At 73.2% G+C, this 12911-nt stretch carries 10 protein-coding genes; 6 read left to right on the top strand and 4 right to left on the bottom strand.

The window, feature by feature from the left end; genetic code table 11:
• The first annotated feature begins 46 nt into the window (after window positions 1–46).
• Together ACI2K4_RS09125 and ACI2K4_RS09120 are read left to right on the top strand one after the other, a co-directional pair.
• Complete coding sequence (locus tag ACI2K4_RS09125; RefSeq protein WP_404509910.1) at window positions 47–1048, top strand: GlxA family transcriptional regulator; 1002 nt, start codon at window positions 47–49, stop codon at window positions 1046–1048.
• 208 nt (window positions 1049–1256) lie between these two features.
• The gene (locus tag ACI2K4_RS09120; RefSeq protein ID WP_404509908.1) at window positions 1257–4181 is read left to right on the top strand and encodes a M36 family metallopeptidase; all 2925 of its coding nucleotides are present in this window, start codon (window positions 1257–1259) and stop codon (window positions 4179–4181) included.
• 130 nt (window positions 4182–4311) lie between these two features.
• On the opposite strand, the gene ACI2K4_RS09115 is transcribed toward ACI2K4_RS09120, so the two are convergent.
• Window positions 4312–5340 (bottom strand): hypothetical protein, encoded by a 1029-nt coding sequence (locus ACI2K4_RS09115; protein WP_404509907.1) that lies wholly within the window; start codon window positions 5338–5340, stop codon window positions 4312–4314.
• Window positions 5341–5528: 188 nt separating this feature from the next.
• Between ACI2K4_RS09115 and ACI2K4_RS09110 the strand changes: the two genes are divergently transcribed.
• From ACI2K4_RS09110 to ACI2K4_RS09095, 4 genes are all read left to right on the top strand, one after another.
• On the top strand, window positions 5529–6200 hold the full coding sequence (locus tag ACI2K4_RS09110) for a class I SAM-dependent methyltransferase (protein WP_404509906.1): 672 nt from the start codon (window positions 5529–5531) through the stop codon (window positions 6198–6200).
• Between the two features lie 9 nt (window positions 6201–6209).
• Entirely contained in the window at window positions 6210–7403 is a 1194-nt protein-coding gene (locus tag ACI2K4_RS09105; protein ID WP_404509904.1) for a cytochrome P450, read from the top strand.
• A gap of 149 nt (window positions 7404–7552) precedes the next feature.
• Window positions 7553–8506: an ATP-binding cassette domain-containing protein gene (locus ACI2K4_RS09100; protein WP_404509902.1), complete on the top strand. Its 954-nt coding sequence runs from the start codon at window positions 7553–7555 to the stop codon at window positions 8504–8506.
• Complete coding sequence (locus ACI2K4_RS09095; RefSeq protein WP_404509901.1) at window positions 8503–9396, top strand: ABC transporter permease; 894 nt, start codon at window positions 8503–8505, stop codon at window positions 9394–9396. The genes ACI2K4_RS09100 and ACI2K4_RS09095 overlap by 4 nt, the downstream gene beginning before the upstream one ends.
• A 189-nt stretch (window positions 9397–9585) precedes the next feature.
• Here ACI2K4_RS09095 and ACI2K4_RS09090 read toward each other — a convergent pair whose 3' ends face one another.
• From ACI2K4_RS09090 to bioD, 3 genes are all read right to left on the bottom strand, one after another.
• Window positions 9586–10242 carry a response regulator gene (locus ACI2K4_RS09090; RefSeq protein ID WP_404509899.1) on the bottom strand — a complete coding sequence of 219 codons (657 nt, stop codon included), beginning with the start codon at window positions 10240–10242 and terminating at the stop codon, window positions 9586–9588.
• A 55-nt stretch (window positions 10243–10297) separates the two neighbouring features.
• The gene (locus tag ACI2K4_RS09085; RefSeq protein WP_404509897.1) at window positions 10298–11935 is read right to left on the bottom strand and encodes a sensor histidine kinase; all 1638 of its coding nucleotides are present in this window, start codon (window positions 11933–11935) and stop codon (window positions 10298–10300) included.
• A 195-nt stretch (window positions 11936–12130) separates the two neighbouring features.
• A complete protein-coding gene (gene bioD, locus ACI2K4_RS09080) occupies window positions 12131–12835 on the bottom strand; it encodes a dethiobiotin synthase (protein WP_404510311.1) in 705 nt (234 codons plus the stop codon).
• Between the last annotated feature and the right edge of the window lie 76 nt (window positions 12836–12911).

Raw genomic sequence — 12911 nt, 5'->3', positions numbered from 1 at the left:
GCCCCGCGCCGTCCGCCCGGCGGCCGGTCCTGGATACGGTGGCAGCATGGCGGAGCGGGTGGTCCTGATCGTCGGTTACGACGGGGCGGAACTCATCGACATCGCCTGCGTCAGCTCCAGTCTCGACATCGCCAACCGGATCGGCGCCGACCCGCCCTACCGGACCGTGCTGGCGACGCCGGGCGGGCAGGGCATCACCTGCGACTCGGGGCTGCGACTCGAGGCACAGGCGGGGGTGGAGCGGTTCAACACCCCGATCGACACGCTCGTGGTCTCCGGTGGGCTCGGGCACGTACGGGCCGCCGCGAACCCGGTCCTGGTCGGTCACGTACGACGGCTGGCCGCGCTGGCCCGTCGGATCTCGTCGGTCTGCACCGGCGCGACCGTGCTCGCCGAAGCCGGGTTGCTCACCAACCGCCGGGCCACCAGCCACTGGATGTACGCCGAGCAGTTCGCCCGTGGTTACCCCGACGTCATCGTCGACCCGGATCCGATCTTCGTCCGGGACGGCAACGTCGCGACCTCGGGCGGGGTCACCAGCGCGTTGGACCTGACCCTCTCCTTCATCGAGGAGGACCACGGTACGGCGTTGGCGCGGGGCGTCGCGCTGGGCGTGGTCACCTATCTCCAGCGACCGGGCAGCCAGGCCCAGATGAGCATGTTCCTGTCCCGACGCCCGACCGACGACCTTGTCGTACGGCGCACCAGCGACCACATCGTCAGTCACCTCGCCGACGACCTCGGCGGTGCCGCGCTGGCCCGACTGGCCGGGGTGAGCGAGCGGCACCTGTCCCGGTTGTTCCTCACCTACCTGCGCGAGACGCCCGCCCAGTACGTTCGACGGGTCCGGGCCGAGGCCGCGGCGCACCTGCTGACCTCGACCACGCTGCCGCTGGCGGCGGTGGCCCGCCGGTGCGGCTTCGGCTCCACCGAGTCGCTGCGCCAGGCGTTCCTCACCTACTACTCCGTGCCGCCGTCGCGCTTCCGCGCCGAACGGCTGGCGCCCGGCCCGGAGACGGCACACCGCTCGGCGGTCGTCGGAACCTGACCGGCGCCGTCCGGCTGGGCGAGGCGTCGACCGGGGCACACACTTCGGTGGCATCACCCGAGATCACAGCCGGATCACCGTACGTGATCTCTCCTTGCCATGATCGGGCACCGACTGGTATTCACGTATCTATACCTATGCACCTCCGCCACAACGCCGAGCCGACCGACCCGGTCGGCTCTTTCGCGCCCCGTCCAAGGAGGATCCCTTGCGTTCACCCGAGCGGACAGTGTTCGGCACCAGATGGCGGGCCATGCCCGCGCTCGTCACGGCCGCGGTGCTCGCGGCCACCCTGCCCGGCAGCCCGGCGAACGCCGCGCCCGAGCCGGCGGCGCCGGTGACCCCGGCCGCCGCCACGGACGCGTCGCAGGACGTCCACCACGCCCGTGACAAGGACAACCGCAGGGGTACGGCGGCGCCGAGCAGCACCCAGCGCTCGACCGCCGGCAAGGTCGACTCCTCGGTACGGTGGAACGCGCTCGGCACCCCGCACGCGCTCGGCGACGGCACCTCCGCCCTCGCCACCGGCCTGGCCACCGATCCGGAGACCGCCGCCCGGGAGTACCTGGTCGCCCAGCGTGACCTGTTCGGCCTGGACGCCACCGCCGTCGCCGCCATGGACAAACTCCTGGTCCGGCAGATCGGCACCGGCGCCGTGGTGACCCTGCGGCAGCGCTTCGGCGACCTCCAGGCCGGGTACGACGGGCTGGTCAGCATCGCGGTCGACCGGGGCAGCGTGCTCCACGTCAGCTCCTCGCTGAGCCGGGACACCAGCGCGCCGGCCCCGCTGACCATCACCGCCGAGCAGGCGTACGCCGCCGCGCTCGCCGACGCCGGGCTGACCGCCGACCAGGTGGCCACCCACGACCTGCGCAAGGTCGCGGTGCCGACGCCGGTCGACGGCAACCGGGCCGCCTGGGAGGTGACCCTGATCGGCAAGAGCGGCGCGGAGTCGGCCGCGTTCACCACCTTCGTCGACGGCACCGACCGCAGCGTGCTGATCCGCGAGGACCTGGTCGACTCCGACTCGGACAACCCGAAGTGGTCGGTCTTCCCGGCGAACCCGCCGAGCCGGTCGCACCCCCGGCACGACGACCGGGTGATCTGGTGCCTGACCTGGGAGCGGGGCTGTGAGCGTACGGTCTCCGACGCGGCCAGCGGCCAGGCGTGGGACGTCGACCTCACCACCGGCCTGCCGACCCTGACGACCCAGGGCAACTCGGCGAACAACGTCGTCTCCTGGGGTGCCGGCACCCCGGTCGTGCCGGCGACGCCGAGCCCGACCCGGGACTACGTCTACCCGTTCACCGACCAGTGGAAGCGGACCAAGTGCAGCCCGGACGTGTTCACCTCGCCGGAGCGCAACGACATCGACGCCGCGACGGCGAACCTGTTCGCGATGCACAACCGGATGCACGACTGGTCGTACAAGCTCGGCTTCGACGAGGCGGCCTGGAACCTGCAGGCGGTCAACCTCACCGGTGAGGGCCTCGGTGGCGACGCCGAGCAGGGTCGCGCCCAGCAGGGCGCGCTGACCGGCAACCGGAACAACGCCAACCAGGCGACCCCGCGCGACGGCCTGCCGCCGACCACCAACATGTACCTCTGGCAGCCGATCGCCGGTACGTCGTACCCGCCCTGCGTGGACGGTGACTACGACATGACGGTGATCGGGCACGAGTACACCCACGCGATCAGCAACCGGATGATCGCCGGCCCGGACTCCGGCATCGGCGGCCACCAGGGCGGCGCGATGGGTGAGTCGTGGAGCGACCTGCTCGGCACCGAGTACCTCTACCAGCACAACATGCGCCCGGCCGGCAAGACCCCGTTCATCGTCGGCGGGTACGTCACCGGCAACCTCGAGAGCGGCATCCGCAACTACGACCTGAGCCGCAGCCCGCTGAACTACTCCGACGTCGGCTACGCCCTCTCCGGTCCGGCCGTGCACGCCGACGGTGAGATCTGGGGTGCGACGAACTACCGGGTCCGTTCGGCCTTCGTCGACCGGTACGGCGCCGGCAAGCCCTCGATCCAGCTCGCCTGCGCCGAGGGCAAGCTCGCTGTCGACCGCTGCCCGGGTAACCGGCGCTGGTCCCAGTTGGTCTTCGACTCGTTCCTGCTCCAGGCGGTCAGCCAGGTGAGCATGCTCGACATGCGCGACAACATGCTCACCGCCGACCAACTCCGCTTCGGTGGCCGTAACCAGGACATCATCTGGAACGCGTTCGCCGAGTCGGGCATGGGCCGGGACGCGGCCACGCTCAACGCGGCGGACACCGACCCGACGCCGAGCTTCGCCTCGCCGCACGCCCGCAACGCCACCGTCACGCTCCGGGCGAAGGGCGACAGCGCGGGGGCGCCGATCCGGCTCTACGTCGGCGAGTACGAGGCCCGCGCGGTCCCGATCGCCGACACCGACCCGACCACCGCGCTGCCGGACACCTTCGAGATCGTGCCGGGCAAGGAGTTCTCCTTCCTCGCCGTGGCCCCCGGTTTCGGGCACTCCCGGTTCACCGAGAAGTTCTCCTCCGGCAAGCGGGAGAAGCTCGACCTGGACCTGGAGCGCAACCTCGCCTCGCTGACCGCCGGCGCGGTGGTCAGCGGTGACGGGGTCAACCTCGACCGGATCGCCGACGACACCGAGGCCACCAACTGGGCGTCGCTGGACGGGGTGACCGGCAAGCAGGTGACGGTGGCGCTCCCCGGCGCGCAGACCGTACGGCGGGTGAACGTCAGCGCCTACCTGCGTCCGGCGATCACCGGCGACGTCGACACCGGCAGCCAGAACGCGCTGTCGGCGCTGCGGTCGTTCAGCGTACTGGCGTGTGACGAGCGCCGGGCGGACTGCACGGACGCGGCGAGCTACCGGAAGGTCTACACCAGCCGGTCCGACGCGTTCCCCGGCGGGGCGTTCCGGCCCTACACCCGGGAGCTGAACCTGCGGTCGTTCGAGATCCCGAAGACGACCGCGACCCACCTGCGGCTGGTGGTCGACAACAGCCAGTGCACCGGTGGGCCGCTCTACGCCGGTGAGCAGGACAGCGACCCGGCGACCACAACCGACTGCGCCACCGGCAGCCCGTTCCGTACCCAGGTGCGGATCGCGGAGTTCCAGGCGTTCGAGCGGTAACGGACGGGGTCAGCGGGTCCGGTCCGGCCCGGTACGGGCAGGGCGGACCGGACCCGCACCCGGGAGCCACGGCGGGTGCGTGACCGGAGGAGGTCAACGTGGCGCCCCGGGGAGTCGTACGGGACGGTGGTCAGCGGCGTCCGCGCAGGTTCGGGCGCCAGCCCCGCCCGGGGGTCTCGTCGGTCTGCCAGACCGGACGGGCGGCGTAACCGGCTTCGCCGGTCATCCCCAGGTCGATGCTGCCGTCGCCACCGAGGTCGGCGGACCGGTCACGCCGGCGGAACAGCCCACCGCCGGAGCGGCCGGCGCGCCGGCGAGGGGTTCGTTCGCCCCGGTCCGGCGACCGGTCCCCGCGCCCGGTGACCGCGTGCAGCAGCCGGTGCCGGACCCGCATCAGCAGCCCGACGCCGAGGAAGAGCAGCAGCGCCCCGGTCAGGAAGCCGACCTGGACCAGGCCCAGCCGGCCGGAGTTCGCCGCCGGGTCGGTCCGCCCGCCGCCGGTGCCGGCGGCCACCGCCGGGCTCTCCGACGGCACCGGGATCAGCTCGTCGGTGGACTCCTCCTCCAGCACCGGATCGGACTCGGTCGCCGCCGGGGACGGTGTCGGCGAGGTGCGGGTCTTCGACGGGCTCGGCACGGCCCGGTCGCCCGCCACCGTACGGGTCCCGGAGCCGCTGTCGAGCAGTCGGTTCCGGGCGTCGAACGCCTCGGCGGTCACCGTCACCCGGCCGCCGGCCGCCTCGGCGCCGAAGGCGATCCGGTAGGTCGCGGTCACCGTACGGTCCCGGCAGAGTTGGCCCGGGTCGAGGTCGTTGTCGGTCAGCCGGGCCGCGTTCCCCTCGGCCCGCACCTGTACGGGGAACGAGCCGGTCTCCTCGACCCGGTCCACCCGCACCTGGTCGAGCCGGAGCCCGTCCACCTGTAGCACCAGTGACCAGCGCACCTTGCGGCACTCGCCCCGTTCGCTGGTGGAGACCACGGCGGTCACGGTGGCCGGGGCACCACCCGCGGCGAACTGTCCCGGTAGGTCGATCCGGGTGTCGAATCCCGGCGCCGCGCTGGCCGGTGTGCCGGCGGCGGTCAGGCCGATTCCGGTCGCACACGCCAGCACGGTCCCCAGTCGGCCGATGAACCGCCGCACCGCCACCACCGCCTCCATCCACGTTCAGCTATCAATTCGGGTAGTCCGACTACTCCCCGCAACGCTAGAACGGGATCAGGTGGCCGGAAAGGGGCGAGATCCCGCACCTGGCGGCAATGAAAGCCCCTACTTTCACTCGGCGTAGTGAACCGGTCACCCAACCCCCGCGACACGCCGATGCCAGCACCCCGGGCACAATTCGGCTGGTGTCCGAAACCTCGGCGGCCTTCGTCCGCCTGCACGCCCGGCTGGCCCCGGTCGCCTTTGTCCCGGAGGTCCGGCTGCACCAGGCCGACGAACCGATCGGCCTGTGGCAGCTCACCGAGGGCGAGTTCCGCAGCGAGCAGCCGCCGCCGTTCTGGGCCTTCGCCTGGGCCGGCGGGCAGGCGCTGGCCCGGTACCTGCTCGACCATCCCGACGAGGTCGCCGGCCGGCGGGTGCTCGACTTCGCCTCCGGCTCCGGCCTGGTCGCCGTCGCCGCCGCCCGGGCCGGGGCCGAACGGGTACGCGCCGTCGAGATCGACGAGCGGGCCGGTGCCGCGATCGAGCTGAACGCGCGCGCCAACGACGTACCGGTCGACGTCACGGTGGCCGACATCCTGGACGACGAGAACGCGGGCGACGCCGACCTGCTCCTCGCCGGGGACGTCTTCTACAGCCAGGCGATGGCCAACCGGGTGCTGCGGTTCCTGCTGCGGGCGGCCCGCTCCGGCGCCCGGGTGCTGGTCGGCGACCCCGATCGCGCGTTCCTGCCCCGGGGACGGTTCACCGCGCTGGCGACGTACCAGGTGCCGGTCCCGCCCGCGCTGGAGAGCGTACGGGTGAAGCCCACCACGGTCTGGGAGCTTGATCCGGGTCGGCCGGGTGGTGCTGGGTAGCGTGACCGCGTGCTGTTCCGTAGCTGGGCCGTGGGCGCCGTGGACCGGCAGTGGCCGGACGTGGCCACCGTCGCCGACCACGTCGACGTCGACCACCTGGTGGTGACCAGGCACGCGCTGGTCCGGCAGGTGCTGGCCGACCCGGAGACGTACCGGCCGGACAACGCGCTGGACGCGATGAGCCCGATGCCGGTCGCCGCGCTGCGGATCCTCGCCGGGTACGGTTTCCGACTGCCACCGACGCTGGCGAACAACAGCGGGCACAGCCACCCGGCGATCCGGGCCGTCGTCGCCGACGCGTTGCACCCGAAACGGGTCGCCGAGCAGCGGGAGTGGCTGACCGGCTTGGTCCGTACCCGGGTCGCCCGGCTCGCCGACGACCTGGCCGCCGGCCGCCCGGTCGACCTCTACGCCGACCTCGCCGCCGACCTGCCGCTGCTGGTCCTCGCCCGGCTGGTCGACCTGCCGGAACACCGGGTCGAGGTGGTCAAGGAGTTCACCCGGGCCGCGCTCGAACTCTTCTGGGCCCCGGTCGACGACGAACGCCAACGCGCCTTGGCCGGGATCGTCGGCCGGTTCCACACCGTGCTGCGGGACTTCGCCGCGACCGGTGCCGGGCTCGCCGCCCGGCTGCGCGAGGCCGGGCACCCGCCGGACGTGGTGATCGGCGCGCTGTTCTTCCTGCTGGTCGCCGGGCAGGAGACCACCTCGCAGTTCCTCACCCTGTTGCTGCACCGGCTCACCGGCGAACCCGAGGTGCTGGCCGGGCTCGCGGACGGCACGGTCGAGGTGGCCGACGTGGTCGAGGAGGGGCTGCGGCTGGAGCCGCCGATCGTCACCTGGCGCCGGGTCGCCGCCCGGGACACCACGCTCGGCGGGGTGGCGGTGCCGGCCGGGCGCAGCGTCGTACTCTGGCTCGCCCGTGCCGGCCGCGACCCGGCGGTGGTCGCCGAGCCGGAGGAGTTCCGGCCCGGCCAGCCCGGGTCCCGCCGACACCTCGCCTTCGGTGCCGGGGCGCACCGCTGCGTCGGCGCCCAGCTCACCCGGATGGAGGCCGCCGTGGTGGTGGCCGAGACCGCCGCCCTGCTCCGCGACGTCACCGTGGTCCGCGCCCCCTGGTGCCCCGACAACCTCTCCTTCCGCATGCCCGACGCCCTGATAGTGGTAAGGAAGGGCCCCTTGTTATCGGATTCAGTTGTATAAGGGGCCCTTCCTAACCGCCGGGCGGGCGGTTGGGACGGGTACGACCTGACCAAGGTCAGTGACGGGCGCTGCCGTTCGGGCGGAGCGCCGGAACCTGGGTGATTTCTACCGTCGAGCCATCACGACGGGGGAAACCCCAGGGAGGCACCATGATCACGTTAACCGGGCTGACCAAGCGCTTCGGCGCCGCGACAGCCGTCGACAACCTCACCCTGGACATCGTGCCGGGGCGGGTCACCGGCTTTCTCGGCCCGAACGGCGCCGGCAAGTCCACCACCATGCGGATGATTCTCGGCCTGGACCGGCCCAGCGCCGGCACCGCCCTGGTCGACGGGCGGGCGTACGCGAGCCTGCGGCACCCGTTGCACCGGGTCGGCGCGCTGCTCGACGCGAAGGCGGTCCACCCCGGACGGTCGGCACGGGCACACCTGCTGGCGATGGCCCGCAGCAACGGCATCCCGGCTCGCCGGGTCGACGAGGTGCTGGCCACCGTCGGCCTGACCGGCGTCGCCGGCAAGCGGGCCGGGACCTTCTCCCTCGGCATGGGGCAGCGGCTCGGCATCGCCGGCGCGCTGCTCGGCGATCCCGGGGTGCTGATGTTCGACGAGCCGGTCAACGGGCTCGACCCGGACGGGGTGCGCTGGATCCGGCAGCTCATGAGAAGTCTCGCGGCCGAGGGACGTACCGTCTTTGTCTCCAGTCACCTGATGAGCGAGATGCAGCTCACCGCCGACCAACTCGTGGTGATCGGCAGGGGGCGCCTGATCGTCGACGCCCCGATCGCGGAGGTGATCGCCGGCAGCGCCGCCACCGCCGTACGGGTCCGCAGCCCCCATCCGGCCGGACTGGTCGCACTCCACGACCGGCTGACCGCGCGGGCGATCACGGTCGAGCCGGTCGGCACCGAGGAACTGCTGGTCACCGGCGCCGAGGTCGCGCTGGTCGGCGACCTGGCCCACGAACTGGGGGTACGTCTGCACGAGCTGAGCACGCGTGAGGCGTCGCTGGAGCAGGCGTACCTGGAACTGACCACGTCCAGCCTGGAGTACGCCGGCCCGGCTGCCGGGCGGACCCGGGAGCACCACCGGCAGGAGTCGGCATGAGCAGCCCACGGACCACACGCACCGGGGCCGGGACAACCGCTGGCTCCCCGGGCACGGAGCCGACCCGCACCGGACCGACCGGCGGTGAACCGACCCTCAGTGAACCGACCGGCGGTGAACCGACCCGCGGCGGGCTGGGCGGCGCGATCGCCAGCGAGTGGACCAAACTCTGGTCGGTCCGCTCGGTCTGGTGGGCCCTGCTCGCCAGCGTGCTGCTGATGGCGGCGACCTCGGCCCAACTGGCGATCTACGTGCAGAACAGCAACACCGACGACGATCCCGGCAACGACCAGGGTGTGCTCGCCCTCGGCCGGATCGCGATCGACTCGCTCGAACTGACCCAGTTCGCCGTACTCGCGATGGCGATGCTGGTGATCACCTCCGAGTACGCCAACGGCAGCATCCGGGCCACCCTGCAGTGGACACCGCGACGCGGCCACGTCATCCTCGCCAAGGCCACCGTCGTCGGCGCCGTGACCCTGGTGCTCGGGGTGCTGCTCGGCGCGCTCGGCTCGGCGGTCGCCGCCCCGGTCCTCGGCGACTGGGGCCGGTTCGACCTGCCCGAGAGCATCGTCGACGCGCTGGCGGTCGGGGCGTACCTGGCCCTGATCAGTGTCTTCAGCCTCGGCGTCGGGGCCGCGCTGCGCGGCGTCGTGGCGACCCTGACCTCGGTCTTCCTGATCCTGACCGTGGTCCCGGCGACGCTCTCGCTGCCCGACGTCACGGTGCTCAACCGGATCGCGGACCTGCTCCCGGGCAGCGCCGGCCGGCACTTCCTGCGCGGCGAGACCGACCCGTACCCACCGGTCGTGGGGCTGCTCCTGCTCACCGGCTGGGTGCTGCTGGCACTGCTCGCCGGTCACACGGTGCTGCGCCGCCGCGACGCGTGATCCCCGTGTCCGGCCGCCGGGCGACCGGACACGAGACCGAGATACGCCGGTGGTCGGTACGGTGTCAGTACCGACCACCGGCGTATCTCGGGCACCGCCGACCGCTCCGGCACCGCCGAGCGCTCACGTGCCCCGACCGCTCGCGTGCCCCGACCGCTCCGTGTCCCGACCGCTCCCGCCCCCGACCGCTCAGGGGCCGCCGTCGACCAGGCCCGCCTCGTACGCGACGATCGCCGCCTGCACCCGGTTGCGTACGCCCAGCCGGGTGAAGATCGAGCTGAGGTAGCCCTTCACGGTCCCCTCCACCAGGTACAGCCGGCGTCCGATCTCGGCGTTCGACAGCCCCGCCCCGACCAGAGCCAGCACCTCGCGTTCCCGGTCGCTGAGCGCACGGGTCAGCTCCCGGGCGGCCGGGCCGCTGCCCATCCGGCCGCCGCCGAGGTCGAGCACCCGCCGGGCGACCTTCGGCGACAGGTACGCCCCACCGGCGGCCACCGCGTGTACGCCGGCGACCAACTCCCGGGGGTCGCCGGACTTCAGCAGGAAGCCGCTGGCCCCGTCGCCGAGCGCGCGGGCGATGTAGTCGTCCTCGCCGAACGTGGTCAGCATGACCACCTCGGTCCCCGGAACCAGGCGACGGATCTGCGCCCCGGCCGCCAGCCCGTCGAGCCGGGGCATCCGGATGTCCAGCAACGCCACCCGGGGCCGGTGCGCCCGGACCAGCTCGACCGCCTCCCGCCCGTCGCCCGCCTCGGCCACCACCTCGATCCCCGGGTCGGTGGCCAGGATGGTCCGGACCCCCACCCGGATCATCGGTTCGTCGTCGGCCAGCAGGACCGAGATCATCACATCTCCTCGTCGGTACGGATCGCCGTGACCTCGCGAATCGTCACGGTCGTCCTCAGCCGGGCAGCTCGTCCTTGGACACCAGCCGGCCGTCGGCGAAACAGAGCCGGTACGCGGGCAGGGCCAACGGGAAGTTGCCGTCGGTGTAGAACTCGCAGGCGGCCCCGGCCGGGGCGGCGGGCGCGTTCTCCGCCAGCCCGCGTGCCTGCCGACCGGGGAGCACCCGGTCCAACTCGGCCCGGGACGCACCGACCCGCAGCCGGTCGAACTCGGACCGGTGCAGCACCGAGTCGAAGGTGACAAACGGGTAGTAGACCAGCGACAGCATGGCCGCGACCGCGACCGGCACGGTGAGCGCCACCAGCAGGCTGCGCCGGACCTGACGCCGCTGTACCCGCAGCCGGTCGGCCGACACGGACCGGACGGACGGGCGTACGGGAATCTCCGGCTCGCCGATGACGCGGTCGACGACCAGCGGGATCCGGGCGACCACAACGAACCCGCCGTCGTGCGCCCCGGCGGTGAGGGTGCCCCCGGCGAGCCGCACCCGCTCCCGCAGTCCGAGCAGGCCGGTGCCGGCCGACGCCGGTACGGGCAGCGGTCCGGCCGGCGCGGCATTGTTGCGCACCCGCACCTCGATCCACTCGGTCGTCCGGTCGATCTCGACCGTCACCGCCGCGCCCGGGGCGTGGCGGGCCGCGTTGGTCAATCCTTCCTGTACCACCCGGTGCACCGCCCGCCCGGCCATCACCGACAGCCCCGGCCCGGCCCCCGCGCGGTCCTGGCCGACCGGCTCCCGCCCGCCCGACGGCCGTTTGCCAACCTCCGAAACACCGGACAGCCGCTCCCCGACCATCGGTTCGGGCCAGCTCAGCCGGACCGCCATCCCCGCAGCCCGGGCCCGCTCGACCAGTTCGGTGACACTCTCGTCGGCCGGCCGGGTCGGTGCCGCACCGGCGTCCTCCCGGAGCACGCCGATGATCTCCCGCAGCCGGTCGGTGGCAGCACCGACGCTGGCCCGCAGCTCACCGGCGGCGGCCCGCTGCCGCTCGTCCAGCCCGGGGGCGAGTTCCAGCGCCCCGGCCCGCAGCGCGATCAAACTCAGGTCGTGGCCGAGCGAGTCGTGCATGTCCTGGGCGATCCGGGCCCGCTCCCGCATCCGGACCCGTTCGGCCGCCCCGGCCTGCTCGCGTTCGAGCAGCTCCGCCTGGGCCCACCCGGCCCGGACCAACTCCGCGTGCTGCCGCCGGTAGCGACCGACCAGCCAGGGGAAGACCCCGGCGAAGAGCAGCATGGTGACGAGCAGGAACCAGGTGGCCAGGCCGGTCCGCAGCCCCAGCAGGTTCAGCGCCGTGCCGCCGACCCCGATCACGGTGAAGACCAGCACCGCCGGCCGGGCCCGGCGCATCCGGAGGCCGGTGAGGTAGCTCATCACCGGAATCGCGAAGACGAAGTTGCCGTCGAACAGGGTCGGCGTGACGACCAGGAGCAGCGCGAGCAGGGGGTGGCGGCGGCAGAGCGCCACCGCGACTCCGAGCACCAGCGACTCGACCACGAGCAGCGGACCGTCGAAGGGCCGCGCCGGAGGCGTGCCCAGCGCCACGACGACCGGCGCGGCGAGCGCCGCCCAGAGCAGCAGGTCCAGCACCACCGCCCGGCGCCGCCGTGTCAACCCCCGCCACCAGCCCGCCATCCAGCCAGGTTACGGGTCCCGCCGATCGCGCCGGCACCGACGAAAGTCAGGTGCCCCGGACCCGTGGCGACCGGCCGGCACCGGACCCGTAACGACGGGTCGGCAACCGGCAGGCACCGGACCCGTGGCGACCGGCCGGCAACCGGCCGGCACCGGACCCGTGTCGACGGGTCGGCAACCGGCGGGCACCGGGTGTCAGTGCACGTCGTCGGCCCAGGTACGCCAGTCGTCGAGCACGCCGTACAGGGCCGGGGTGAGCCAGCCCGGGGCGGAGCGGCGGAACACGCCCGGGTCCATCGTGCCGGCCCCGTCCGGCAACGCGCCCACCAGGTTCGGCACCAACTCGCTCAGGTTCGCCCAGTGGACCAGCTCAGGCTCGTTCGGCCAGGCGCCGAGCACCACCCCGGCGGGGACCGCCCGCCGTTCGAGCGCTTCCAGCGTCAGCGCGGTGTGGTTGAGCGTGCCGAGACCGGCCCGGCTGACCACCACCGCGGGCGCGCCGAGTGACACCGCCAGGTCGGCGACGGTCCACGGCTCGCCGGAGGGACGTACCCCCATCGGCACGAGCAGCCCGCCGGCACCCTCGACCAGCACCAGGTCGTGCTTGTCGGTCTCGGCCCGGACCGCGTCGACCACGGTGTAGAGCTCCAGCGGCTCGGCCGCCGCGACCCGGGCCGCGGCGAGCGGGGCCAGTGGCTCGGGGAAGTTCGCCAGCGTACGGGCGGTCAGCGGGGCGGCGAGCCGGTTGACGGTGTCGATGTCGGACGGGGCGCCGGTGACCGTACCGGTCTGGCCGGGTTTGATCACCGCCACCCGCAGCCCGGCCGCCTGCGCGGCGGCCGCGATCGCCGCGGTGACCACCGTCTTGCCGACATCGGTGTCGGTGCCGGTGACCAGGATCGGCCCCCGCCACGAGGTGTCGCTCACCGGGCGTCCTCCCTGATCGGTCCACGGCACGGAGTGTGGGTCACGAGGA

The sequence above is a fragment of the Micromonospora sp. NPDC050397 genome (assembly GCF_044901685.1).
Classification (GTDB): Bacteria; Actinomycetota; Actinomycetes; order Mycobacteriales; family Micromonosporaceae; genus Micromonospora_G.
This window is presented reverse-complemented; position numbering and strand designations above follow the sequence as displayed.

What these genes read in the sequence shown, in the direction of transcription:
- ACI2K4_RS09100 (WP_404509902.1), top strand. Translation starts at nt 7,553, where the DNA reads ATGATCACGTTAACCGGGCTGACCAAGCGCTTCGGCGCCGCGACAGCC.
- ACI2K4_RS09125 (WP_404509910.1), top strand. Translation starts at nt 47, where the DNA reads ATGGCGGAGCGGGTGGTCCTGATCGTCGGTTACGACGGGGCGGAACTC.
- ACI2K4_RS09090 (WP_404509899.1), bottom strand. Translation starts at nt 10,242, where the DNA reads ATGATCTCGGTCCTGCTGGCCGACGACGAACCGATGATCCGGGTGGGG.
- ACI2K4_RS09115 (WP_404509907.1), bottom strand. Translation starts at nt 5,340, where the DNA reads ATGGAGGCGGTGGTGGCGGTGCGGCGGTTCATCGGCCGACTGGGGACC.
- ACI2K4_RS09095 (WP_404509901.1), top strand. Translation starts at nt 8,503, where the DNA reads ATGAGCAGCCCACGGACCACACGCACCGGGGCCGGGACAACCGCTGGC.
- ACI2K4_RS09085 (WP_404509897.1), bottom strand. Translation starts at nt 11,935, where the DNA reads ATGGCGGGCTGGTGGCGGGGGTTGACACGGCGGCGCCGGGCGGTGGTG.